The organism is Pseudarthrobacter enclensis, assembly GCF_030811655.1.
In the GTDB taxonomy this organism is placed as follows: Bacteria; Actinomycetota; Actinomycetes; order Actinomycetales; family Micrococcaceae; genus Arthrobacter; species Arthrobacter enclensis_A.
Genome location: NZ_JAUSRE010000019.1, coordinates 1 through 24,601 on the forward strand (window position 1 = coordinate 1; position 24,601 = coordinate 24,601).

The 24,601-nt window shown below is 65.6% G+C and carries 22 protein-coding genes; 11 read left to right on the top strand and 11 right to left on the bottom strand.

The window, feature by feature from the left end; translation table 11 throughout:
* Together J2X98_RS16435 and J2X98_RS16440 are read right to left on the bottom strand one after the other, a co-directional pair.
* On the bottom strand, positions 1 to 584 hold a 584-nt coding region (locus J2X98_RS16435; RefSeq protein ID WP_307310276.1), incomplete at its 3' end, for an LGFP repeat-containing protein.
* A 139-nt stretch (positions 585 to 723) separates the two neighbouring features.
* Positions 724 to 1,593 carry an Fpg/Nei family DNA glycosylase gene (locus J2X98_RS16440; protein WP_307310279.1) on the bottom strand — a complete coding sequence of 290 codons (870 nt, stop codon included), beginning with the start codon at positions 1,591 to 1,593 and terminating at the stop codon, positions 724 to 726.
* A 179-nt stretch (positions 1,594 to 1,772) separates the two neighbouring features.
* Here J2X98_RS16440 and gcvH point away from each other — a divergent pair, with 179 nt between their 5' ends.
* From gcvH to J2X98_RS16465, 5 genes are all read left to right on the top strand, one after another.
* Positions 1,773 to 2,159, top strand: coding sequence for a glycine cleavage system protein GcvH (gene gcvH / locus J2X98_RS16445; RefSeq protein WP_141940850.1), 387 nt, complete (start codon positions 1,773 to 1,775; stop codon positions 2,157 to 2,159).
* Positions 2,160 to 2,315: 156 nt separating this feature from the next.
* Entirely contained in the window at positions 2,316 to 2,792 is a 477-nt protein-coding gene (locus J2X98_RS16450) for an FHA domain-containing protein (protein ID WP_141940851.1), read from the top strand.
* A gap of 23 nt (positions 2,793 to 2,815) precedes the next feature.
* A complete protein-coding gene (ftsR, locus tag J2X98_RS16455; protein ID WP_141940852.1) occupies positions 2,816 to 3,532 on the top strand; it encodes a transcriptional regulator FtsR in 717 nt (238 codons plus the stop codon).
* Positions 3,532 to 4,035 carry a bifunctional nuclease family protein gene (locus J2X98_RS16460; RefSeq protein WP_056331728.1) on the top strand — a complete coding sequence of 168 codons (504 nt, stop codon included), beginning with the start codon at positions 3,532 to 3,534 and terminating at the stop codon, positions 4,033 to 4,035. The genes ftsR and J2X98_RS16460 overlap by 1 nt, the downstream gene beginning before the upstream one ends.
* 233 nt (positions 4,036 to 4,268) lie before the next feature.
* A complete protein-coding gene (locus J2X98_RS16465; protein WP_018763528.1) occupies positions 4,269 to 4,862 on the top strand; it encodes a MerR family transcriptional regulator in 594 nt (197 codons plus the stop codon).
* A gap of 115 nt (positions 4,863 to 4,977) precedes the next feature.
* Here the strand turns inward: J2X98_RS16465 and J2X98_RS16470 are convergent, their stop codons facing one another.
* Positions 4,978 to 5,796 (bottom strand): ParA family protein, encoded by an 819-nt coding sequence (locus tag J2X98_RS16470; protein WP_141940853.1) that lies wholly within the window; start codon positions 5,794 to 5,796, stop codon positions 4,978 to 4,980.
* A 303-nt stretch (positions 5,797 to 6,099) separates the two neighbouring features.
* On the opposite strand from J2X98_RS16470, the gene J2X98_RS16475 reads away from it, so the two are divergent.
* Entirely contained in the window at positions 6,100 to 9,498 is a 3,399-nt protein-coding gene (locus J2X98_RS16475) for a pyruvate carboxylase (RefSeq protein ID WP_307310287.1), read from the top strand.
* A 63-nt stretch (positions 9,499 to 9,561) separates the two neighbouring features.
* Here J2X98_RS16475 and J2X98_RS16480 read toward each other — a convergent pair whose 3' ends face one another.
* The gene (locus J2X98_RS16480; RefSeq protein WP_307310291.1) at positions 9,562 to 11,370 is read right to left on the bottom strand and encodes an AMP-dependent synthetase/ligase; all 1,809 of its coding nucleotides are present in this window, start codon (positions 11,368 to 11,370) and stop codon (positions 9,562 to 9,564) included.
* Between the two features lie 171 nt (positions 11,371 to 11,541).
* Here J2X98_RS16480 and J2X98_RS16485 point away from each other — a divergent pair, with 171 nt between their 5' ends.
* A complete protein-coding gene (locus tag J2X98_RS16485; protein WP_307310293.1) occupies positions 11,542 to 12,630 on the top strand; it encodes an ROK family glucokinase in 1,089 nt (362 codons plus the stop codon).
* A 25-nt stretch (positions 12,631 to 12,655) separates the two neighbouring features.
* Here the strand turns inward: J2X98_RS16485 and J2X98_RS16490 are convergent, their stop codons facing one another.
* The 3 genes from J2X98_RS16490 to J2X98_RS16500 are packed head-to-tail and all read right to left on the bottom strand — an operon-like array spanning position 12,656 to position 14,806.
* The gene (locus tag J2X98_RS16490; RefSeq protein WP_307310295.1) at positions 12,656 to 13,228 is read right to left on the bottom strand and encodes a hypothetical protein; all 573 of its coding nucleotides are present in this window, start codon (positions 13,226 to 13,228) and stop codon (positions 12,656 to 12,658) included.
* A complete protein-coding gene (locus J2X98_RS16495; protein ID WP_141940857.1) occupies positions 13,215 to 14,021 on the bottom strand; it encodes an alpha/beta hydrolase in 807 nt (268 codons plus the stop codon). The genes J2X98_RS16490 and J2X98_RS16495 overlap by 14 nt, the downstream gene beginning before the upstream one ends.
* Entirely contained in the window at positions 14,018 to 14,806 is a 789-nt protein-coding gene (locus tag J2X98_RS16500) for an alpha/beta hydrolase (RefSeq protein ID WP_307310297.1), read from the bottom strand. The genes J2X98_RS16495 and J2X98_RS16500 overlap by 4 nt, the downstream gene beginning before the upstream one ends.
* Before the next feature lie 111 nt (positions 14,807 to 14,917).
* Between J2X98_RS16500 and J2X98_RS16505 the strand changes: the two genes are divergently transcribed.
* Both J2X98_RS16505 and J2X98_RS16510 read left to right on the top strand, forming a co-directional pair.
* Positions 14,918 to 15,748, top strand: coding sequence for a lysophospholipid acyltransferase family protein (locus J2X98_RS16505; RefSeq protein ID WP_307310300.1), 831 nt, complete (start codon positions 14,918 to 14,920; stop codon positions 15,746 to 15,748).
* A 96-nt stretch (positions 15,749 to 15,844) separates the two neighbouring features.
* Entirely contained in the window at positions 15,845 to 17,236 is a 1,392-nt protein-coding gene (locus J2X98_RS16510; RefSeq protein ID WP_141940860.1) for a class II 3-deoxy-7-phosphoheptulonate synthase, read from the top strand.
* Between the two features lie 66 nt (positions 17,237 to 17,302).
* Here J2X98_RS16510 and pknB read toward each other — a convergent pair whose 3' ends face one another.
* Both pknB and J2X98_RS16520 read right to left on the bottom strand, forming a co-directional pair.
* Positions 17,303 to 19,396 (bottom strand): Stk1 family PASTA domain-containing Ser/Thr kinase, encoded by a 2,094-nt coding sequence (gene pknB / locus J2X98_RS16515; RefSeq protein WP_307310305.1) that lies wholly within the window; start codon positions 19,394 to 19,396, stop codon positions 17,303 to 17,305.
* Between the two features lie 101 nt (positions 19,397 to 19,497).
* Positions 19,498 to 20,889: a lytic transglycosylase domain-containing protein gene (locus J2X98_RS16520; protein WP_307310307.1), complete on the bottom strand. Its 1,392-nt coding sequence runs from the start codon at positions 20,887 to 20,889 to the stop codon at positions 19,498 to 19,500.
* A 248-nt stretch (positions 20,890 to 21,137) separates the two neighbouring features.
* Here J2X98_RS16520 and J2X98_RS16525 point away from each other — a divergent pair, with 248 nt between their 5' ends.
* Positions 21,138 to 21,491 (top strand): Rv2175c family DNA-binding protein, encoded by a 354-nt coding sequence (locus J2X98_RS16525; RefSeq protein ID WP_174237489.1) that lies wholly within the window; start codon positions 21,138 to 21,140, stop codon positions 21,489 to 21,491.
* An 11-nt stretch (positions 21,492 to 21,502) separates the two neighbouring features.
* Here the strand turns inward: J2X98_RS16525 and J2X98_RS16530 are convergent, their stop codons facing one another.
* On the bottom strand, positions 21,503 to 22,597 hold the full coding sequence (locus tag J2X98_RS16530) for a polyprenyl synthetase family protein (protein WP_307310308.1): 1,095 nt from the start codon (positions 22,595 to 22,597) through the stop codon (positions 21,503 to 21,505).
* Positions 22,594 to 23,118, bottom strand: coding sequence for a hypothetical protein (locus tag J2X98_RS16535; protein WP_307310311.1), 525 nt, complete (start codon positions 23,116 to 23,118; stop codon positions 22,594 to 22,596). Before J2X98_RS16535 ends, J2X98_RS16530 begins: the two co-directional genes overlap by 4 nt.
* Before the next feature lie 156 nt (positions 23,119 to 23,274).
* Here J2X98_RS16535 and dinB point away from each other — a divergent pair, with 156 nt between their 5' ends.
* On the top strand, positions 23,275 to 24,456 hold the full coding sequence (gene dinB / locus J2X98_RS16540) for a DNA polymerase IV (RefSeq protein WP_141946249.1): 1,182 nt from the start codon (positions 23,275 to 23,277) through the stop codon (positions 24,454 to 24,456).
* Positions 24,457 to 24,601: the final 145 nt, after the last annotated feature.

Here is a 24,601-nt window from a genome sequence, read left to right on the forward strand (position 1 = left end):
TCGTTGTAGCGGCCGGGGGCGCCGGGGGTGGCGGTTTCGTCGGTGAGGGGGAAGCCCAGGAAGCCGGCGGGGCCGCCGAGTGCGAGGTAGTTCCTGCGGATTTCGCCGTGCAGTTCGTGGGCGCCGGTGCCGGGGCTCCAGTAGATGGTGCCGCGTGCGAAGTCGTTGTAGCGGCCGGGGGCGCCGGGGGTGGCGGTTTCGTCGGTGAGGGGGAAGCCCAGGAAGCCGGCGGGGCCGCCGAGTGCGAGGTAGTTCCTCCGGATTTCGCCGTGCAGTTCGTGGGCGCCGGTGCCGGGGCTCCAGTAGATGGTGCCGCGTTCGAATTCCTGGGCGCGACCGCCGGCGATGTCGTACGCGCTGCCGACTGCTGTTCCAAGGAATGATGCGCTGCCGCCGAGCTGCAGATAATGCTCGGCAATCTCGTCGTCGCCAGCCTGTTCGACAACCATCGACGCGCGAACGTTCCACTGGGCAGCCGCCGCTGATGCGGCCCCCATGGTCGGTCCCAGGGCAGCGCCCCCAAGACCATTGCCGAGGGTGAGGGCTAAGGCCATTACGAGGACGGCGGGTCGAGTCCGGCGCATTGTGACCCCTTGGTGCTGATTGAGACTTGCGGAACTTGGTCAAGACGCTACGCTCCGGGGGCCTGCGCGGGCAGGTCCAGAAGTCCCGAATCGTGATCCAATCATCCGCGGCGCTGTCGCAGTTGCCGCTGCATCTTCCTTACTTCAGGAACTTCGACGTCCTCCTGTCCGCCAGGATTTTGCCTTTTGTCTGGCAGGTGGGGCAGTACTGCAGTGCCGTGTCCGCGAACGAAACTTCCCGCACGGTATCGCCGCATACGGGGCAGGCCTCTCCCGTCCGGGCATGGACCCGCATGTGGCTGCGTTTGACGTCTTTAAGGTCCTTGGGTGGCTTGCCCGCCGCCTCTGCCAGCGCTTCACCCAGCACGCTGTGGATCGCGTCGTACAGCACCTGCACTGTCTCCCGGTCCAGCGATTTCGCGATGGCGAAGGGCGAGATCTTTGCGGCGTGCAGGATTTCGTCGCTGTAGGCGTTCCCGATGCCGGCGATGACGCTCTGGCTGCGCAGGAGTCCCTTGATCTGCTGGGGACTGCCGGCGAGGATCTCCGCCAGCATGTCGGCGTCGAAGGCTTCGGTAAAGGGATCCGGGCCCAGCGTGGCGATGCCCGGCACCTCCTGCGGGTCCCGCACCACATAGACGGCCAGGCTCTTCTTGGTGCCAGCCTCCGTCAGGTCCAGGCCGCGCAGCCCCTCCGGCCCGGAGAAAGCGCAGCGGACCGCGATGAGTCCCTTGCCCATCCGGAGCTGGCTCTCGGAGGGGGAGTCCGTGAACCGCACCCAGCCGGCGCGCGCAAGATGGAACACCAGGGAAATGCCGTCCGTATCGATGCTGATGAACTTTCCGAACCGGCGGACGCCGGACACGGTGCGGCCCTCGATCGCGTTGAAGGGAGGGTCTGCCGTCTTGAGCACTGCGAAGGAGACGATCTGCAGTTTCGTGACCACACAGCCCCGCAGCTGCTCGTCAAGGAACGAGGCCAGGCCGGCTACTTCAGGGAGTTCGGGCATGGCCTAGCCGCCCTGCTTCGCCAACGGTCCCAAGGATGCCGCACCGGTGCTTGCACTCATGGCTCCCATCTTGTCAGAAGGGCCCGTCCCCGCCCCCGCAGTTGTGCCTATACTTTCAGCGGCGGCCCGTTTGCGGGCCCCTTTTGACATTTGGCGTGTACCCCGATGAAAGGCCCCCCATGAGCAACATTCCCGAAGACCTGTCCTACACCGCCGAACATGAGTGGGTCACCGCCCCGAATGCCGACGGCGTGGTCCGCGTGGGAATCACCGACTTTGCCCAGGATGCCCTTGGAGATGTCGTTTACGCCCAGATGCCCGAAGTCGGCACGAAGATTACGGCAAACGAAGTGGTGGGCGAGGTGGAGTCCACCAAGAGCGTGAGCGACATCTATGCCCCCGTTTCCGGCGAAGTCGTGGCCCGCAACGACTCCCTGGACACCGATTCGGCCCTGATCAACACGGATCCCTACGGAGACGGCTGGCTCATCGAGGTCAAACTCGCCGAACCCGATGCTGTTGAGTCCCTGCTCAGTGCATCGGAGTACGAACAACAGGTAGGCTAAAGCTAACCGGTAATTCCGGTCCGGCCCCGCGCCGCAGGCAAGGCGTCTCCGCACGTCAGGCCCGGATCGGGTGCCGGCGCCGGACCTGCCGGTCAGGGCCGGAGAGCAAACGTTGGTTGCGGGTTGGATTTCCGCAACGTCTAGGAGGAGGAGTCCATGGCTGGCCACAGACACAACCCTGCCGATGGGGATTACGGCACGGGTGCGGCTAGGGCGTCGGAGACCACCTCGATCCATCTCACCCCCGTCACCGACGAACCCACCATCGCCCCCAGGCTGTCCTCGGAAGAGCGCAACTCGGTTGAGGCGCTGCCGGCAGGCTCGGCGCTGCTCGTGGCGCACAGCGGCCCGAACGCCGGCGCCCGGTTCCTTCTGGACTCGGACGTGACCACCGCAGGCCGCCACCCGGACGCGGACATCTTCCTGGACGACGTCACGGTGTCCCGCCGCCACGTGGAGTTCCGGCGTACCGCGCGCAGCTTCGAAGTGGTGGACAAGAACAGCCTCAACGGCACTTATGTCAACCATGACCGGGTGGACCGTGTTGAGCTGAAGTCCGGCAGCGAAGTCCAGATCGGCAAGTTCCGCCTCACCTTCTACCTGAGCCCTGCCACGGCTGCAGGCCGCAGCTGACCCGGGGACCGCTGCCTGTGGCAATGGCACAACCGGAACGCCGGGGCCCCCAGGTCCTGAACATTGGCGAAGTCCTCGCCCAGCTGAGTGCCGACTTCCCGGGCATGACTGCGTCGAAGATCCGGTTCCTTGAGGAAAAGGGGCTCATCAACCCCAGGCGCACCCCTGCCGGCTACCGCCAGTATTCCGACGGCGACGTCGAGCGGCTGCGCTTCGTGCTGGCCCTGCAGCGGGATCAGTATCTTCCCCTGAAAGTCATCAAGGACTACCTCGACGCCATCGACAGGGGAGAGCGGCCGGAGAACCTGCCGCCCGGCGTCGTGGTTTCCCCGCGCATCGTCTCCGACGAACTGGCTGCCGAGCTGCAGAACCGTGGGCGCAAACTGACAGAGGAACAGCTGCGCACCGAGTCGGGCGCCAGCGTGCCCCTGCTGCAGTCACTCCTGAGCTTCGGCCTCATCAGCCACAGCAACGGCCAGTTCGACGAGCATGCCCTCCAGGTTGCCCGCGCCTGCGTCCAGCTGGAAAGCCACGGCCTGGAACCCCGCCACCTGCGGCCGTTCCAGGCAGCTGCCGAACGGGAATTCGGCTTGGTGGAACGTGCAGTCGCACCGCTTGCATCCCGCAAGGATTCGGCATCACAGGCGCGGGCCGCCGAGGCCGCCCGAGAGATCAGCGACCTCTGCCTCACCCTGCACCGGGCCCTGGTGCAGGACCACATCTCACGCATGGACATCTGATGATCGAAGTCGAGATAGTAGGCGTTCGCATCGAATTGCCTTCCAACCAACCGCTGGTCCTGCTCAAGGAAATGCACGGCGAACGCCACGTCCCCATCTGGATCGGCACCCCGGAAGCCAGCGCCATCGCCCTGGCCCAGCAGGGCGTGGTCCCGCCCCGGCCCATGACCCACGACCTCCTGGTGGACGTCGTAGAGTCCCTGGGCCACTCCGTGGTCAGCGTCAACATTGTCGCCGTGGAGGACAACATCTTCTACGGGCAGCTGCAATTTGAAAACGGAACCACGGTGAGCTCACGGGCCTCGGACGCCCTTGCGGTTGCGCTGCGCGCCAAATGCCGGATCTGGTGCGCAGACTCCGTCATGGATGAGGCGGGCGTCCGGATCACCGAACATGACGAGGGGGAGGACGCCGAGCCGGGCCCCACCGTGGATGAGGAACGCGAACTGCGCCGCTTCCGCGAGTTCCTCGACGACGTCGAACCCGAGGATTTCGACGGCTAAGGTCACGTTAAGGTTAAAGTTAAGGCTGAAAGTTTCGACACGCCTCTTCCAAGCCCCGAAGGTCTTTGACCTCGGGACCCGCCGGGCCTAACGTCGAAGTATCAAGTTCCCTTGCTTACGGCAGCCCCGCAAGTCACACTGGAAAGTGCGCCCCGCGGAAAAATTACACGCATGGTCTTCATGCCAAGGCCGCCGTATCAGTGCCAAGGGAGCGTACGACAAGGAGGATCCAGGTGAGTCCCAAAGGCGAAGCAGGAGGGCTAAAGCAGCCCACGGCTGGTGTTGCTGTGCCCGTAAGTGGTGCCCAGGGCCTCCTGTTTACCGAGGACCTTCCCGTACTGGACGAAGATGCCGGCTACCGTGGGCCCACCGCCTGCAAGGCTGCCGGAATCACCTACCGCCAGCTCGATTACTGGGCCCGCACCGGCCTCGTTGAACCGGCGGTCCGCGGTGCGGCCGGATCCGGGTCCCAGCGGCTCTACGGTTTCCGCGACATCCTGGTGCTCAAGGTGGTCAAGCGGCTCCTGGACACCGGCGTGTCCCTCCAGCAGATCCGCACCGCCGTGGAGCACCTGCGGGAGCGCGGCGTTGAGGACCTGGCGCAGATCACGCTGATGAGCGACGGCGCCAGCGTCTATGAGTGCACTTCCGCCGACGAGGTTATCGACCTGGTGCAGGGCGGCCAGGGCGTCTTCGGAATCGCTGTGGGACGGGTATGGCGCGAGGTGGAAGGCAGCCTTGCGTCCCTGCCCAGCGAACACGCCGCCGAACAGTCCTTTCCCGACGACGAACTGAGCAAGCGCCGGGCAGCGCGGAAGATCAGCTGACCGCGCTTCAGTAATTAGCCGATCAGGGCCGCCCTCCACTTGGAGGGCGGCCCTGACTGTTTTGGCTCTTTGTCTTGGTTCTGTGCCTGGCCGCGCAGGCGGACAGGAGGGGAGGTCAGCGGACGCGGCTGCGCAGTCCGCTGCCGGCGGCCATAAGGTTGGACAGAAGGTCATCGAACAGGCCGGCCGTGGATTTTGCCGAGTCCCCCGGCCAGTGGTGGACCGGGTGCGCGGCGCCCTGGATCTGCTGCCAGTTGGCCTGTTCGGGAATACGGGGGCTCAACAGGAGTTCGCCAAACATGGACTCCATCTCGGCGAGCCGGTACGTGTGCTCGGAGGAGCCGCTCCGCACCCGGTTGGCCACGATTCCTGCCGGCGACAGGTTCGGTGCGAACTCCTGTTTGAACAGCTGGATGGCCCGCATGGTGCGTTCAGTGCCGGCAACCGAGAACAGGCCCGGCTCGGCAACCAGGGCAACCTTGTCGCTGGCGGCCCATGCCATGCGCGTGAGGCCGTTGAGGGAGGGCGGGCAGTCGATGAGGACAAGCTGGTAATCGTCCGCGCCGGCCAGCACGGAGGAAAGCCGGCGGAGGTCCCGGCGGCCGAGATCGGGCCGGTCATAGATGCCGGTGTATGCCGAGCCAACGGCCACATCAAGGACCGCGGGCCCGGATCCGTTTGGCGGGGTGCGGTCGGCCCAGCTGCTGCGGACCACGTTTTCGGCCAGTTTCGCCCGGCGCGGGCTCTTGAGCATCCTGCCAATATCCAGCTGGTCGCCCGGCTGTACGCCGAGGGCGGTGGTGGCGTCGGCGTGCGGGTCAAGGTCCACCACCAGTGTCCGGACTCCCGCGGCCAGCGCCGCAGACGCCAGTCCTGTGGTGACGGAAGTCTTGCCGACTCCACCCTTGAGGCTGCTGATGCTGACTACTTGCACTTGAGAGACCAAAACCTAACGCCGGATGCCGTGTTGGGGGTAATGTTTGCCTCGGCAGAGCCGAAGCCGGACGGTCCTGCCGCCCTACACATCATATGTTGATGCGTCGGCGAATCCTGCTTTATCGGGCGTCGGCATGGCACCGACTATGGTGCCGGGGCGGTTTCCGCCAGCCAGGCTGAAAGCGTTCGGGACATGACGGGGAAATCTGTGACCGTTGCCACAAAGATTTGTTTTTGTCCTTGCAGGTCCTAGACACTGTGACCACTCATTCGATCCACCCCGCAATGATGCAGGAGAAGCATGTTTTCCAAAATTCTGGTGGCCAACCGCGGCGAAATCGCGATCAGGGCCTTCCGCGCCGGCTACGAGCTGGGCGCCAAGACCGTTGCCGTTTTTCCCCAAGAGGACCGAAACTCCATCCATCGCCAGAAAGCGGACGAGGCCTACCTGATTGGCGAGGAAGGCCATCCGGTCCGGGCTTACCTGGACGTGGCAGAGGTGGTACGCGTCGCGAAGGAATCCGGCGCGGACGCCATCTACCCGGGATACGGGTTCCTCTCCGAGAATCCTGAACTGGCCCGTGCCGCAAAGGAAGCGGGCATCACTTTCGTGGGTCCGCCCGCCGAGGTGCTGGAGCTGGCCGGCAACAAGGTGGCTGCGCTGAAAGCCGCCCGGGAAGCCGGCGTTCCCGTCCTGAAGTCAAGTGAACCGTCCAAGGACCTGGATGAGCTCCTGGCTGCGGCCGATGAGATCGGCTTCCCCATCTTCGCCAAGGCCGTGGCCGGCGGCGGCGGCCGGGGCATGCGCCGCGTAGATACCCGCGAGGCCCTCCCCGAAGCCCTGAAATCAGCCATGCGCGAGGCAGATGCTGCGTTCGGGGACCCCACCATGTTCCTGGAACAGGCAGTTCTCCGTCCGCGGCACATCGAAGTACAGATCCTCGCGGATGCAGAGGGCAACGTCGTGCACCTCTTCGAACGTGACTGTTCCATCCAGCGGCGGCACCAAAAGGTCATTGAGATCGCCCCTGCCCCCAACCTGGACGACAGCATCCGCCAGGCGCTCTACCGTGACGCGGTGAAGTTTGCCCAGGCCTTGAAGTACGTGAACGCCGGTACTGTCGAGTTCCTGGTGGACACCGAGGGGGAGCGGGCAGGCCAGCACGTCTTCATCGAAATGAACCCCCGTATCCAGGTGGAGCACACAGTGACCGAGGAAGTCACCGACGTGGACCTGGTCCAGGCCCAGATGCGGATCGCCTCGGGCGAGACCCTTGCGGACCTCGGCCTCTCCCAGGACACCGTCAGGCTTCGCGGGGCCGCCTTGCAGAGCCGGATCACCACTGAGGATCCCGCCAACGGCTTCCGGCCCGACGTTGGAAAGATCACTGGATACCGCTCCGCCGGCGGCGCCGGCGTCCGGCTGGACGGCGGCACCGTCTACTCCGGAGCCGAGATCAGCCCGCACTTCGATTCGATGCTGGTCAAGCTCACCTGCCGCGGCAGGGACTACCCCGCGGCGGTTGCCCGCGCCCGCCGTGCGTTGGCTGAGTTCCGCATCCGCGGCGTCTCCACCAACATCCCCTTCCTGCAGGCCGTGTTGGATGACCCGGACTTCATCGCCGGGGATGTTGCCACTAACTTCATCGACCAGCGCCCGGAACTGCTCAAGGCCCGGGTCTCGGCGGACCGCGGCACCAAGCTCCTGACCTGGCTGGCCGACGTCACCGTCAACAAGCCCAATGGCGAACTGACCGTCCACTCGGACCCTGCCCACAAGCTTCCCGACGTCAAGGACAAGCAAGCGGCCCCGGGGTCACGCCAGAAGCTCCTTGAGCTGGGCCCGGAAGGGTTCGCGAAGGCACTGCGTGAACAGACCCCCGTCGCCGTCACCGACACCACCTTCCGCGACGCACACCAGTCCCTCCTGGCCACCCGCGTCCGCACCCGGGACCTGGTTGCCGCCGGCCCCGCCGTTACGGCCCTGCTGCCCGAACTCCTGTCCGTAGAAGCATGGGGCGGTGCCACTTACGATGTCGCACTGCGCTTCCTGGGCGAAGACCCCTGGGACAGGCTGGCTGCCCTTCGCAAGGCCATGCCGAACGTCTGCATCCAGATGCTGCTGCGCGGCCGCAACACGGTCGGCTACACGCCGTACCCCGAAGAGGTGACCGAAGCGTTCGTCAACGAGGCAGCGGCCACCGGCATCGACATCTTCCGGATCTTCGACGCGCTGAACGACGTCAGCCAGATGGCGCCGGCCATCCGCGCGGTCCGGGCCACGGGCACCGCCGTTGCCGAGGTTGCCCTCTGCTACACGGGCGACATGCTGGACCCCGAGGAGAAGCTCTACACCCTGGACTACTACCTCGGCCTGGCCCAGAAGATTGTCGACGCCGGAGCCCACATCCTGGCCATCAAGGACATGGCGGGGCTGCTGCGGCCCGCTGCCGCCGCGAAGCTGGTTGCGGCCCTGCGCGAACGCTTCGACCTTCCCGTCCACCTGCACACCCACGACACCGCCGGCGGCCAGCTGGCCACCCTGCTGGCAGCTGTAGACGCCGGCGTGGACGCCGTGGACGTCGCAGCGGCATCACTGGCCGGCACCACCAGCCAGGTCTCGGCGTCGGCCCTTGTTGCGGCCCTGGCCCACACACCCCGGGATACCGGCCTCAGCCTGGACGCCGTCAGTTCGCTTGAGCCGTACTGGGAAGCCGTCCGCCGCGTCTACGCGCCGTTCGAGTCCGGGCTGCCCGGCCCCACCGGGCGTGTGTACAAGCACGAGATCCCGGGCGGCCAGCTGTCCAACCTGCGCCAGCAGGCCATGGCCCTCGGCCTGGGCGAGCGGTTCGAGGCGATCGAGGACATGTACACGGCGGCCGACCGCATCCTGGGCCACCTGGTGAAGGTGACCCCGTCCTCCAAGGTGGTGGGCGACCTCGCCCTGCACCTGGTGGGCCTCAACGCCGATCCCGCGGATTTCGAAGCCAACCCCCAGAACTACGACATCCCCGACTCCGTGATTGGTTTCCTGTCCGGCGAACTCGGTGATCCTCCCGGAGGCTGGCCCGAGCCCTTCCGCACCAAGGCCCTGCAGGGCAGGAGCGTGAAGGTGCGCGACGTCGAACTCAGCGCCGAGGACAGCGCGGCGTTGAAGTCCGACTCGAAGACCCGCCAGCACACGCTGAACCGCCTCCTCTTTGAGGGACCCACCAGGGACTACCTGAAGAGCGTGGAGACGTACGGCAACATTTCCGTGCTTGACACGCGTGACTACCTTTACGGCCTCCAACGTGGCACCGAGCACGAGATCCAGCTCGAGCGCGGCGTCCGCCTCATCGCCTCCCTGGAAGCTGTCTCGGAACCGGACGAAAAGGGCATGCGGACGGTCATGTGCACCCTGAACGGCCAGTCCCGGCCCGTGGTGGTCCGCGACCGCTCCGTGGTCAGCAACGTAAAGGCCGCCGAGAAGGCCGACCCGGCCCAGCCCGGCCAGGTGGCCGCACCGTTCGCCGGTGCCGTCACGGTCACCGTCAAGCCGGGTGACACCGTCAAGGCCGGAGACACTGTGGCAACCATCGAGGCCATGAAGATGGAAGCATCAATTACGACGCCGGTTGGCGGCAAGGTCTCCCGCCTCGCCATCTCCGCCGTCGAGCAGGTCCAGGGCGGAGACCTGCTACTGGTCATCGAGCAGTAAGAAGTTCAGACGCAACGAAAGGGTCCTCCCGTGACGGGGGGACTCTTTCGTTGTTGTGCCGTATCAGGGACGCGGGGCGGAGTACATCTCTTCGATGACGGTTTCGAAGTCCTTCATCACCTGGGCCCGCTTCACCTTCATGGAGGGGGTCAGGTGGCCGGATGCTTCCGTGAAGTCGGCAGGGACGATGCGGAAGGACTTGATGGCTTCGGCCTGGGAGACCGAGGTGTTGGCCGCCGTGATGAGGTCCTGCACTGCTGCCTTGACCACAGGGTTCTGCGCGGCCTGTTCCAGTGTGGTGTCTGTCGGAAGGCCGTGGCGCTGGAGCCAGCCCGGCAATGCCTCCTGGTCCAGGGTCACGAGGGCTCCGATAAAGGGCCGGTTGTCGCCCACTACGAGGACCTGGGATACCAGGGCGTCGGCGCGGATCTGGTCTTCAAGCAAAGCCGGAATGACGTTCTTGCCGCCGGCGGTGACAATGATTTCCTTCTTCCGGCCCGTAATCCGAAGGAAACCCTCCTCATCCAGTTGTCCGATGTCCCCCGTATGGAACCAGCCGTCGGTGAATGCCTCAGCAGTGAGGTCGTCCCGCCCGTAGTAGCCCCGCATGACGCAGACCCCCTTGGCCAGGATCTCACCGTCGTCGGCGATCTTTACGGCATTGCCGGGAAGCGGCTTGCCTACGGAACCGATCTTGATCCGCTGCGGGGTGTTGACCGTAATGGGCGCCGTGGTCTCCGTCAGGCCGTAGCCTTCCAGCACCTGGATTCCAATACCCTGGAAGAAGTGCCCCAAGCGCTCGCCCAGGGGGCCGCCGCCGGAAACCGCGTGGGCGACCTGTCCGCCCATGGCGGCCCGCAGTTTCCCGTAAACCAGCCTGTCGAACAGCGCGTGCCGGAGTTTCAGGCCCAGGCCCACGCGACCTTCCTGCCGGGCCCTGGAGAAGGCGATGGCCGTTTCGGCTGCCCGATGGAAGATGGCGCCCTTGCCGCCGTCCTCGGCTTTGGTCAGGGCGGAGTTGTAGACCTTTTCGAAAACCCTTGGCACGGCGAGGATGAATGTCGGCTCGTAGCTCTGCAGATCGCCCAGGAGGTTCTTGATGTCGGGGGTGTGGGCCACGGTGGTGCCGGCGGCCATGGCAAGCACCGAAATGAAGCGGGCAAACACGTGGGCCAGCGGCAGGAACATGATGGTCTTGGCCTTCTCGTGGACGATTTCGCCGATGATGGCCAAGGCGTTGTCCGAGAGTTCAACGAAGTTGCCGTGGGTCAGTTCGCAGCCCTTGGGACGCCCCGTGGTTCCGGAGGTGTAGATGATGGTGGCCACGTCATGCAGGCCTGCTGCGCTGCGGCGGGACTCAAGTTCTGCGTCGCTGACGTGGCGGCCGGCCTCCCTTAGGCTGTCCAGACCCTGGCCTTCGAGTTGCCACACATGCTGCACAGCAGCGAGCCCCTCGGCAGTGACGGCCTGGCGGATCACGTTCTCGTGGTGGGCAGACTCGGCGAAGGCGGCGACCGCGCCGGAATCGCCCAGGTTCCATGCGACCTGGGAGGGGGAGGACGTCTCGTAGATGGGAACGGAAACGGCACCTGCGAACCAGATGGAGAAGTCCACCAGGGACCACTCATACCGGGTCCGGGACATGATGCCGACGCGGTCCCCGGCCCCTACTCCGCTGGCGATCAGACCCTTGGCCAGGGCTTTGACGTCTGCCAGGAACTCGGTGGCCGGCACGTTGCGCCAGGAGCCCGCAGAATCCAGGCGTGAAAACAGTGCCGGATCGCTGGGCTTGGCCGCCTGCCGCAGCACCAGGTCGGTGATGTTCGTCTCAGGCGGGACAACGACCAAGGGCGGAACACTGAATTCGCGCACTATAGCTCCTTTGATATCTGAAGTCCCGCGCAGGGGGTTGCCTAAAGACTAATACCCCTGATGGAACAGTGCAGTACATAAACCTACTGACGAGTAACTTAGCCGTCAATGCCCGCGCCGGCAGGCCGCATATGTCAAGACAATTCAGCTCCGCGCCTAGAATGGTGCACTATGTACGGAGCCTTGTCCGGCGATCAGGCCGGCCCCCTGAAAAGACCCGCCCCCTGGCGCCTCCGTCCGGCCACCTACCGCGCCGGCCAGCTTCATGGGGGCGGCGGCGGCCACCTCCGCCTGGGCCGCAAGGGCCTCGCGATCGGGATAGACATCGGGGGAACCAAGGTGGCAGCGGGCGTGGTGGACGCCGAGGGCCGCATCCTCAGCGAGGCACGCCGGTCCACCCCGGGAACGGACCCCCGTGCGGTGGAGCAGGTCATTGTCGAGCTGGTGGAGGAACTGGGTCAAGGGCACCGCATCTGGTCCGTCGGCATCGGCGCTGCCGGCTGGATGGACCTTGCCGGGGGAACCGTTCTGTTCAGCCCGCACCTGGCATGGCGCAACGAACCGCTGCGTGAAAACCTCCAGCGGCTGCTCCGCCGTCCCGTGCTCCTGACAAACGACGCCGATGCCGCAGCCTGGGCCGAATGGCGCTTCGGCGCGGGGCAGGGAGAGGACCGGCTCGTCTGCATAACGCTGGGCACCGGAATCGGCGGCGCCATGGTGATGGACGGCAGGGTGGAGCGCGGCCGGTTCGGAGTGGCGGGGGAGTTCGGCCACCAGATCATCATGCCGGGCGGCCACCGGTGCGAATGCGGCAACCGCGGATGCTGGGAGCAGTATGCCTCCGGCAACGCCCTGGGCCGGGAAGCCAGGCTCCTGGCCCGGTCCAACTCGCCCGTGGCGCAGGACCTCCTGGCTGCGGTGGATGGACACCCGGAAGCCATCACGGGGGCGATCGTGACCGAACTCGCCCTGGCCGGCGACCGTGCCTCCCGGGAACTGATCGAAGAGGTCGGCGAATGGCTTGGGCTTGGCCTGGCCAACCTGGCTGCGGCCCTTGATCCGGGTCTGTTCGTTATCGGCGGCGGTCTCTGCTCAGCCGGGGACCTGCTGGTGGAGCCGGCCCGCAAGGCGTTTGCCAGGAACCTGACCGGCCGTGGCTTCCGCCCGGCTGCAGGGATTGAGCTCGCGGCACTGGGTCCCAACGCCGGCCTTATCGGCGCTGCCGACCTTTCACGCGTCAGCAGCCGCGTCCGCAGGTGACGGCGGCGGACAGGGGGCTGGCCTGCTAGACCCGTGCGCCGTCGTCATCCCCGTTCTTTTCCTGGGGCAGTTTCATGATCAGGTACACCGCGCCGAGGACGAACACGGCAACGATGCCGATAATGGCCAGCACGGGTGCCGAACGCCAAAACATGGCGGACAGCAACAGCGCCACCGGTCCCCCCACGGCCCCGAGCCAGGCGAGCATGGTCAGGGGGGCGGTGCCGGCGAGGCTGGGCGGCTCCTCCGGCACGAACTCTTCGCCGTCGTCGTCCAGTTCATAGTCCCTTGGACGGTCAGTGGACTGGCCCCCGTCTCCGGTTTCCCGCCCGCGGTGTGTCTCCGCCTGGCGGTCAGCCGCGGACATTTCCGTCGGCGGCATCCCCGCGAGGCCCAGGGGATCGAAATCCCGGAAGGATGGCGGCCCGGTTGTTTCGGGGGCCTCCGCGGCGTTGGCGGGGGACCGCTGTTGACCGGCCGCCGGTGGATCCGGGCGGATCGCCACCGTGTCGGATTCCAGCCGCGCCACCAGGTCCAGCCACACGGCGTCGTCCTGGTTGGCACCCGGGTCCGGCTGTTCGGAGTCAGGCCTGTTCACTGCGGACCTCCTGTCCGCTTCCCGTCGGGGCGCCGGGCATGTCCCGCAGCACCCTCCGGACAAACTCCACCGATCCCTCAAAGATCTGGTCTGCATCGTTGTCCAGGGTAGCCACGTGGTAGCTGTTTTCGAGCCGGACAACCTCAAGGGGGGCGTTTGCCAGCCCGCGCCGCAGGGCGGCCATGCTGGAATCGGACACCACATGGTCCACGGCAGAACGGTACACCTGGACGGGCGCCGTGACCCTGGGAAGGAGCCGGACTGTGTCCTTGAACATTTTGTTCAGCTCGTGGGCGGCCGCTACGGGAGTGCGCGCGTAGGCGCCTTCATCCATGCCGGCTTTCAGGATGTCGTTGCCGATCGAAGGCGTGCTTCTCAGGACCAGCTTGAGGATTCCTGCCAGCGGCGCCCGGGGATCGTCGATCACCAGTCCGGGATTCACCAGGACCACTCCGGCGACGGGGCGGGTAGCGGCGATGCGGAGGGCCAGGGCCCCGCCCATGCTGAGTCCGGCCGCGAAGACGTGGTCGCACTCGCCATCAAGTTCCAGGAACGCAGCATCCAGGGCGCCGTGCCACTGCTGCCACCGCGTGCGGGCAAGATCCTGCCATGTGGTTCCATGGCCGGGCAGCAACGGCATCCGGACGGCGAAACCGGCCCCCGCGAATGCAGTCGCCCAGGCACGAAGGCTGTGCGGGCTTCCCGTGAACCCATGGGAAAGGACCACGCCGGCGCGGTGGCCTTCGCCGCTGAAGGCGCTGCTGAACGGGCTGTGGTCAGGGCCGGACGTCATGGCGTCTCCAATATGGTGGTGCGGTGGGCGTGGGCGTCGACGAATTCCCCCGACCTGGCAAAGATGGCGGGCGCGTCAACGTCCAGAGTAGCCACATGCCCGCTGCCGGCAAGGTCCACCACTTCGGTGATCCTTGTGCCCAGCCCCTTTCGAAGGAGCGCAAGGGACGTGGGTGGAACCACGGCATCGGTGCGGGACTTGAAGACCTGGACGGGAGCGTCCACCCGGGGCAGGCTCCGCACCGTGGCGGCGAACAGCTTCTTCAATTCGTGAACCGCGGCCAGTGGAGTCAGCGAGTAATCGCCATCGTTGGTTGCCGGCGCGTTGGTCTGGTCCTCCTGGACCGGGACGGTGGTGCGCTGGAGGTATTTGAGCAATGCAATGATCCGGACCCTCCGGTCGTAGAAGCTCAGGCCCGGATTGACCACGCTCACCCCTGCCGCCGGGTGGCGTGCTGCCGCCAGCAGCGCGATGGCCCCGCCCATGGAGAGGCCGGCGGTGAAGCAGGACTCCGTCCGCCCGGCCAGATCAAGGAATGCCTTCTCGTAGGCCCCGTACCAGTCTTTCCAGCCCGTGGCGGCGAGTTGCCGCCAGTCGGTCCCGTGCCCGGGCAACAGGGGGACCGAGACGGCATACCCCAGGTCCGCCAGGTGCTGCGCCCACGGCATGATGCTCAGCGGGCTGCCCGTGAACCCGTGGCAGATAGCCACCCCTATGCGGGCATTGGCTCCGTGGCCCGGATGGTTGAAAGCGGCAGGACGGGGCGCAGTGCTGCTTTCGGTCATGAGTCCATCGTGTCACTGTTCCAGTCAATTCTCACTAGAGTAGGGTTGCATTGATTCGCTGGCCACGCCCGATGCCGGGCCTGGGGGCTGCCTTCCGGAGAGGTTCACCACGTGTTCTATTGGGTCATGAAGAGGATCTTCCTCGGTCCGGTGATCAAGTTGCTTTTTCGGCCGTGGGTCAAAGGCCTGGACAATATTCCGGCGCAAGGGGCGGCCATCATCGCCTCCAACCACCTGTCGTTTTCCGATTCGATCTTCATGCCGCTTATGGTCCGCCGGCCCGTGGTCTTCCTGGCGAAGGCGGAGTACTTCACCGGCACGGGTATCAAGGGCAGGCTGACGGCGGCCTTCTTCCGCCTTACCAACCAGCTCCCCATGGACCGCTCCGGTGGCGCCGCCTCAGCCGCGTCGCTGAACGCGGGCATGGAAGTGCTCAACGCCGGGGGCCTGCTCGGCATCTACCCGGAAGGCACCCGAAGCCCGGACGGGCGGCTGTACCGCGGAAAAGTGGGCGTGGCCAGGCTGGCGCTGCAGGCCGGTGTGCCCGTTATTCCCGTTGCCATGATCGGGACCGACAAGGTCCAGCCCATTGGCAAGCGGCTGCCCAACATCCGCAGGATCGGGATGATCTTCGGCGAGCCCCTCGACTTCAGCCAGTACCGGGACCAGGCCGGGGACGGGGCGGTCCAGCGCAAGGTCACTGACGAGATCATGGCCCGGCTGATGCGCCTTTCGGGGCAGGAATACGTGGATGAATACGCGGCCGTGGTGAAGCTTCGGCTCGCCGGCAAACCCGGGGAACCGCAGGCTGCGGCGGAACCCCTCGCGGCCCCGGTGTCCTCCCAGGGCGAGTTCGTGCAGGACGAGGCTGCGGCCAACGGCAGCCCGGCGTCCGCGCGCACGGTTGGAGACGACGACGCCGGGACAACAGCCGCCGGATAGCGGCACTTCCTGCCCGCCGCCATGGTTGTGACGGCGGGAGCGTGGAGCGTGACGGGCCGGTGCCCGCCGCTGCCGCCCTGCCGCTAGTCTTAGAGGGTGACTGAGCTATCTGCAAAACCTGCCTTTTCGCTGTCCAGCACCGCACAGAGCGGAGCCGCCAACTATCCGGGACTGGACAACTGGCGGGACCTTCCCATCTCCCAGCAGCCCAGCTGGCAGGACCAGGACGTTTTTGAGGCTTCCGTGAAGGAACTGTCAGTCCTTCCGCCCCTGGTGTTCGCAGGTGAAGTGGATGTGCTGCGCGAGCGGCTGGCCGCCGCCGCCCAGGGCAAGGCATTCCTGCTCCAGGGCGGCGACTGCGCCGAAACCTTCGACGCCGCCACAGCTGACAAGATCAGCGCCCGCGTCAAGACGATCCTCCAGATGGCCGTAGTCCTGACCTACGGTGCTGCGATGCCCGTCATCAAGATGGGCCGCATGGCCGGCCAGTTCGCCAAGCCCCGTTCCTCCAACGAAGAAACCCGGGACGGCGTAACCTTGCCCGCGTACCGCGGCGACATTGTCAACGGGTACGACTTCACGCCTGAGTCGAGGGGCCACGACGCTTCCCGGATGCTGCGCGCCTACCACACCTCCGCTTCCACGCTGAACCTCATCCGAGCCTTCACCCAGGGCGGTTTCGCCGACCTGCGGTCCGTGCACCAGTGGAACAAGGGCTTCACGGAGAACCCGGCCCACGCGCGTTACGAGTCACTTGCCCGTGACATCGACCGGGCCATCAAGTTCATGGATTCCTGCGGCGCAGATTTTGAAGCCCTGAAGCGCGTCGAGTTCTTCGCCAGCCATGAGGCACTGCTGCTGGACTACGAACGTGCCCTGACGCGCATCGACTCCCGTACTGGCTTCCCGTACGACACCTCCGCGCACTTCCTGTGGATCGGGGAGCGCACCCGGGAACTGGACCACGCCCACGTCGATTTCCTTTCACGGGTTCGAAACCCCATCGGCGTCAAGCTTGGCCCTTCCACCACCGGGGATGATGCCCTGCGCCTGATCGACAAGCTGGACCCGGAGCGCGAGCCGGGGCGCCTTACCTTCATCACGCGCATGGGCGCCGGCAACATCCGGGAGAAGCTGCCGGCCGTCGTCGAAAAGGTCACTGCCTCAGGAGCCCAGGTACTCTGGGTCACTGATCCCATGCACGGCAACACAGTCACGTCGCCCAACGGCTACAAGACGCGCAACTTCGACGACGTCATCGACGAAGTGCGCGGCTTCTTCGAGGTGCACCATGGCCTTGGGACGGTACCGGGCGGGTTGCATGTCGAGATGACCGGCGACGATGTGGCCGAGTGCCTGGGCGGCGCGGACCCGATTGACCAGGACGCCTTCCTGGACCGCTACGAGTCCGTCTGCGATCCCCGTCTGAACCATATGCAGTCACTCGAAATGGCCTTCCTGGTGGCCGGCGCCCTCACCAAGCACTAGGACTTCATCCAAACACCCGGCCAGCGGTCCGGGAGCGAAGGGGGCCGGCGCTGCCGACCCCCTTCGCTATACCACCGTGATGGTGACGACCGACCCCTCCGGTACCTCGCGGTCCACGGGCGACTGGTCCCGGACCGTCCCGAAAAAGCCGCCCAGGATGTTGTTGACCCGGACCTGGAAGCCCAAAGCCTCCAGCGCCTTACGTGCGTCTGACGCTTGTTTCCCGATATAGCTGGGGACCTTGACCATCCTTGGTCCCTTGGAAATGGTCAGCGTGACCGTACCACCCCGGTTCAGCGTCCCGTTGGCAGGGGACTGGCTGACGACGGCGCCTTCAGGGACGTTCCGGTCGAACACTTCATCCGGAGCTACCTCAGCTGTCAGCCCTGCTGCCTGGACCGCAGCCACTGCGTCGTTCCTGGGCTTTCCGGTGACTTCGGGAACAGGGATGGGCTGCGGACCCTTGGAGACCCCGAGGGCCACGGGCGTGCCATGGCGCGCGGCGGTGCCGGGAGCGGGATCCTGGGACAGGACGGTGCCCGCCGGTGCGTTCTCGTCAAACCTTTCGGAGACGGTCCCCAGCGCCATCTCCGCCGCGTTGAGCGCATTCTTCGCCGCGTCCAGGGTGCCGCCGGTGAGCTTCGGCAACGGGAAGAGCTGGGGCCCCTTCGACACCAGCAGGGAGACCGGCTGGAACTTCCGGATCTCGGTCCCCGCGGCGGGATCGCTGCCCACCACCAGCCCGGTGGGAACCTCGTCGTCGAAGACATCGCTGGTGCTGGAGTGGAAGCCGGCGCCACTGAGTAACTGCTGCGCCTGTGCCACGGTCTTGTTGGCCACGGCAGGGACGGCAGCGGCAGCACCCGGCCCCATGCCGAAGAACCATCCGGCGCCGGTTGCCAGGAGCGCGGCAACGATGAGGACCACGACCCAGAAGACGCCTCGGCGCCGCGGGTTCCCTTCACGCAGCGTACGCACAGGAGTGGACGCGGCCGCGGCGCGGAGCTTTTCGCTTTCCCTGTCAGCCCGGCGCTGGGCCCTCTTGCCCAGCCGCGGCGGCGGGGGAGACCAGCCGCCGTCGGCCTCGTCGTCGTCGGGCACTGTCAGAGCGCCACGCTGTTGGTACCGGACGTGGGCCGCCCCATGTCCCTCTGTGGTCCGGTCCGGTAACTGCCCGGATTGTCCGGGCGGATGCGCGGGCGCCGCCGGTCGCCCCGGTGGCAGTACGGTGGTTGGATGGCTGGCCCGGGCCAGGACCTCCGTCTGGTGCTGGCGTGCGGCGGCCGCTGCTGCAGGTGGTTGCAGGTCCAGTTCCGCATCGGTGAGGTTCGTCCGGATGTGCCGGAGTTCCTGGAGCAGCGCATTCCCGTCAACAGGCCGGTTCTCCGGGTCATTGGCGGTACACCACTGCACCAGTTCGTCCACCTCCCCGGCCAGCCCGGGCACCAGCAGCGACGGCGGTCCCACGGTGCCGTTGACATGCTGGTAAGCCACCTGGATGGGCACCTCGCCCTCGAACGGTTGCCGGCCTGTGAGCATCTCGTACAGCATGATGCCCACGGAGTAGACGTCGCTGCGGGCGTCCGCCGGCTTGCCCAGGACGAGCTCCGGCGAGATATAGGCCACAGTTCCAAGCAGGGCCCCGGTGCTGGTTGAGCTGGTGACCGCCCTGGCCAGTCCAAAGTCGCCAATCTTGATCCTGCCGTCATCGGCGATCAGGACGTTTTCGGGCTTCACGTCACGGTGGATGAAGCCGGCTGCGTGGGCAGCGCCCAGGCCCTCCACCACGGGGTCGATCAATGCCAGGGCCAGTCGGGGAGTCAGCGCACCCCTGTCCCTGAGCAGGTCCCGAAGCGTATGGCCCTTGATGTACTCCATAACCAGGTACGCGGTGTTTCCGTCGTGGCCCTGGTCCAGGACGCCCACCACGTGCGGATGTGAAAGGCGCGCGGCCGCCTTTGCTTCCCGGCCCAGCCTGTCGAGAAAGCTTTCATCGGAAGCAAGGTGCGGGTGGAGCACTTTGAGCGCCACCTCCCGGTCCAGTCTCTGGTCCACGGCGAGGTAGACGGTGGACATGCCGCCTCGGGCGAGCCTGGAAGTGACTGCATAGCGGCTGTCCACCAGCGTCCCTGCAACTGGGTCTGACACGTCTTCCTGCACCTTACGATCCTAATCCCGCAGCAAAACGCGTCCGAAACGAAAACGGGTCCGAACCGGTAACGGTTCGGACCCGCCGCACTGGCGTGGCCAGTGGAAGAGGCCTATCTGAAGTTCTTCTGGTGGGCCTTGATGGCGGCGACGTATGCCTTGGTGTCGTCGTACATGCCGTACTTGCTGACCGAGTACTGGCCCTGGTAGTAACCGGCAAGGGCGGTGTCCTGGTCCTTGCTGGTTGCCAGAAGCTGGCGGATGATGGCCACGCCGGCGGTGGCGTTGTCATAAGGATCCAGGAGGTTCAGCTTCCGTCCCACCAGGTCCGATGCCCACTGGCCGGAACTCGGGATGATCTGCATGGTGCCGATTGCATTGGCGGGTGAGACGGCCCGCTGGTTGAAGCCGGATTCCTGGTACGCGAACGCCAGGGCCAGCGAGGGGTCCACGCCCATGCGCCGCGCTGTGTCGGCGACGATGTTCTTCATTTCATCCCGTGAGGGAACAGGCGAAGCGTTCAGCAGTGCCTTGTTCGCATTGGCGGAGCTGACAACGGCGGCGGGGTAGCTGAAACCGAGGAAGGAACTGGGCACCAGGGGAGCTGCTGCCGGCTGCGGCGCTGCTGCCGGCTGCGGAGCAGGCTGTGCGGAGCCGCCGGGAATCACCAGCTTGCTGCCGGGGTAGATGATCGTCGTCATGCTCAGCTTGTTGGCCGCCAGCAGGTCTGCGAGCTTGACGCCATTGCGGGATGCAATGGCGGAAAGGGTGTCACCGGCTTTGATGGTGTAGGAGCCGGGCGCCGGTGCTGAGGTGTTTGCCAGGGCGGGTGCCGGAGCAGGTGCAGCAGGGGCAGGGGCAGGGGCTGCGGGAGCAGAATCGCCGGCGCTTACCTTGATCTTCTGTCCCGGGTAGATGATGGAACGCATCGAGAGGTTGTTCCACGCAAAGACGTCCGAAAGTGCCACGTTGTGCCTTGCCGCGATGGCGCCCAGGGTGTCGCCGGGCTTCACGGTATAGCTTGCACCGCCTGAGGGCGCCGGAGCCGGCGCTGCCGGGGCGGGCGCCGGAGCAGGGGCCGCGGGCGCGGGCGAGCCGGAGAGCTTGAGCTTCTGTCCCGGGTAGATGATGGTGTTCGACTGCAGGTTGTTCAGCTTGAGGATCTCCCCGGTGTCCAGGCCGAAACGGCCCGCAATCGCGCTCACGGTATCACCACGGACAATTGTGTATTCAGCCGGCGCAGCCGGCTGCGCCGGCTGGAAGGCTGCGGGAATAGTCGTTGAGACGAAGGCGGCAGGTATCACTGCGCCCGCCGCCTCAGCAGCGGCCTGGGCTTTCATTGCCGCTGCCAGGCTGCTGGGAATGCTCCGCGCCGGCTGGGCCGCCAGGGCGGGCTGGGCCAGGGCGAGGGAGGACATAACGACCGCTGGCAGCGCCGCGGTGGTGGCGGCGATCATCGGCAGACTCGGCTTGGGGGGCTGCTTGGGCGAGCGGGACATCGTCATCGGAAAAGATCCTCTTCTCAACTGCGGGTGCGGAGCGGACGGGGATGCCGCTGTCGTTCTTGATACTACTGTGACTTAAGTTATTCGTGTTACAAATGTGATCAATGAGAATCTCTCACGAATTTGCGATTAGCACAAGAATTTTGGGATTCCCTGTAATGACCTCTTTCCGGGAGTGTCTGCAGGTCGGGGCCCGGTTGAATTACCCCGGCTAGGCGCCGGGACGGCGAGCGTGGCACCCTTGATCCGTGAATAATGTAGAAAACCTGGTGGGTGAGTGGTTGCCGCTGCCCGACGTCGCCCGTTTATTGGATGTTTCAGTCACCAAAGTGCATAGCCTTATCGACGAACGTGCCTTGGCGGCCCTAAGGGTGGGGGAACGGAAAATCCGGTCGGTTCCTGCGGAATTCATCCAGGACGGCCAGATTGTGGACAGTCTCAAGGGGACAATCGTGGTGCTCGCGGATGCGGGCTATTCGGATGAGGACCTGATTGTGTGGCTGTTCACGCCAGACGAGTCCCTGCGCGGGCGCCCCATCGACGCCCTGCGGGAAGGCCGCAAGACCGAAATCCGGCGAAGGGCCCAAACACTGGCCTGGTGAACCGCCGGCTCTCAGGAGGTGCGGCTGACCGTCGCTTCGGCCAGCCGCTTAAGAGCTGTCTTTGGCAGCTCGTCCAAAGGAAGTCCTTCAAGCGCATCGAACGCGGCAGCGCCGAATTCACCGATAAGCACCTCGGTGGCCTGCAGGGCTCCCGAATCCTCGATAATGCGCCGGATCTCAAGGATGTCAGCCTGGGACAGGGCGGGGCTGCCCAGGCGGGCATCAATGAATGCAGATTCTTCCGGTGAGGCCTGGTCCAGGGCAAGGGCCACCAGTACGGTGCGCTTTCCTTCCCTCAGGTCATCGCCGGCCGGCTTGCCGGTTGTCAGGGGATCACCAAAGACGCCGAGGACGTCATCGCGGAGCTGGAAGGCTTCGCCGAGCGGAAGGGCGAATGCCGAGTAGCCGCGGAGCAGATCATTCGAAGCGCCGGCGAGGGCGCCGCCCAAAGCCAGGGGGTGCTCGGTGGAGTACTTTGCGCTCTTGAAGCGGATGATGGATTGTGCCCTGCTGACGGCACCGGCCCGGTCCCGGACCGGCCCGGCCACTTCTTCGAGGATGTCCAGATACTGGCCGGCCATGACCTCGGCACGCATGAGGTTGAATATCAGCCGCGCCCTGCTTCCCGACGCAGCCCGTTCACCGATGTCGGTAAAGGCTTCCTCGCTGAAGGACAGGCACAGATCGCCGGCGAGGATGGCGGCGGCCTGCCCGAACCGTTCGCTGTCCAGCGCCCATCCTTGGGAGGTGTGCAGCTGGGTGAACCTGCGGTGCACGCTTGGACCGCCCCGCCTGGTGTCTGAACGGTCGATGATGTCGTCATGGATGAGTGCTGCAGCCTGGAACAGCTCGAGCGCGGCACCGGCAGTGACCACTTCGCTTGCCCCCGCCCCGCCGCCGGCACCGCGCCAGCCCCAGTAGCACATCAGGGCACGGAGGCGCTTTCCGCCGGTGACCAGGTTGGAGATAGAGCCCATGATGGGTTCGATGTCCGGGGAAATGCCGGCCATCAGGGACTGCCGCGTAGTCAGGAAGGCGGTCAGCTCGCCGGCCACCCCCGCTACGAAGTCTGCTTGTTCATTGCGCAGTTGCTCGGCGGCCGTCACTTGGCTGACTCAGCTGCCACATTGGCGCCAATGGTGAAGGTGGCCACGCCGTCCGTTTCAACCACGGAAAGGTTAACGGTCTCGGTGTTTCCGCGGACGAAATCCTTGGAGGCCACTGTCCCTACCTTGTCACCGGGAACGGCTTTGAAGCCTTCCCCTTCCAAGGTTTTGGTGTAGAAATCGATGACCGAGGCTGTGGGGGCCTTGACCGTCCCCACGAGTGCGGCCGTAGCCGGCGCTGAGGCTTTGTCAAAGCTGCTGGAAACCACAGTTGCTCCGGTCATCAGGGGGAGGAGCTGCTGCGGAAAGCCTTCCACCACGGCGCCCACGGTTGCTGACGTGTTGGGTGATGCCGAGGGGCTTGCGGATGCCGTGAGCGTGGATTGGGTGGCGGCGACGGACGCCGGCTGGGATGGCTCTGCCTGTCCGGACGGGGTCTGGCTGCATGCGGCCAGAGCCATCGCCACGACGGCGGCAAGCGCGGCCAGGCCAGCTGGCTTGTAGTTTCCAATAGCCGTCACAGAGACTTTCCTCCTGGTGTTGTTGGCGGAACCAGCCTCCAGTTTAGCCAGCCTCCTGCGGGGTCTTGCCAAACCGATAGGATTGCAGTCGTGGGGCCCGCAGGTATAGACCAATCATCCGCCGCGCGCCTTACGGGCGGCCGGCGCACGTGCATCATGCATGTGGACATGGATGCCTTCTTTGTTTCCGTGGAGCTGCGGACGCGGCCGGAGCTTCGCGGCAAGCCTGTCATCGTCGGCTTTCCGGGTGAGCGTTCGGTAGTCCTCTCCGGATCATACGAGGCCCGCGCCTTCGGCGTTAAGTCCGCCATGCCCATGGCCGTTGCGATGCGCATGTGCCCGCAGGCAGTGGTGATTGAGCCCCGACACAAGCTGTACTACGAGGTGTCCGGGCAGCTGATGGGCATTTTCGAATCTATTACGGGCCTGGTCGAGCCGCTCAGTGTGGACGAGGCTTTCCTGGACGTCACCGGTGCCATTCGCCGGTTGGGGCCGCCCAGGGGAATTGGGGAGCTGGTCCGGCGGCGGGTGGCTGCAGAACTGGGCATCACGGCGTCCGTGGGAATCGCGGAAACCAAGTTCGTCGCGAAGATTGCCTCCACCCGCTGCAAGCCCGACGGACTCCTGCTGATCGGTCCGGACGAAACAGTGCCCTATCTTCACAGTCTTCCCGTGGGTGCTCTGTGGGGCGTGGGCGCCAAGACCGGGGAGGTTTTGGCAAAGATGGGAATCAGGACAGTTGCGGATGTGGCAGCCACCCCCGTGTCCTCTTTAAAGAGAGTGTTGGGAGCTGCGGGGGAACATGTGCACCGTCTTGCCTCGGGCATTGATCCCCGTCCGGTGACGCCCGTGCGGCTGGAAAAAAGCATTGGGGCAGAAGAGACCTTTGCGACGGACACCAACGACGACGGGCTTCTTCGCCGCGAACTGCTGCGGCTTTCGCACCGTACGGCGAGCCGGCTGCGCAGTTCCGGAATGGTGGCCCGGACCGTGGCTCTGAAACTGCGCTTCGCCGACTTTTCCACAATCACACGCAGCAGGACGGTGCAGACCCCGGTGGACAGCGCCCAGCTGATCTACGGAGTGGCACTTCAGCTGCTCGAGTCCCTGGGGCCGAGGGCCATGGCCGTCCGGCTGGTGGGGGTAAGGGCGGAGCAGCTTGAGGAAGCGGCCCGGACATCGCTTCAGCTCAGCATCGACCGCAGGGATGAGAACTGGAGGGCTGCGGAACAGGCGCTGGACCAGGTCACGCGGAAGTTCGGCAACCAGTCCGTCCTGCCCGCACGGCTGATGGAGCCGGAAAACCGGGCCGGGGACGGTGCGGGCCAGCCCGCCTGAGGCCTTTGCCCAAGTCATTGCCGTCTTTCAGTTCAGCCCTCAACAATCTATCCTTGGAGATACATAGTTTTCGAGTGAATGGACTTACTGCCGGACCCTCTTGGACATGCTCCCGCTCCCGCGGCGCATGCTGGAACCTGCTTTG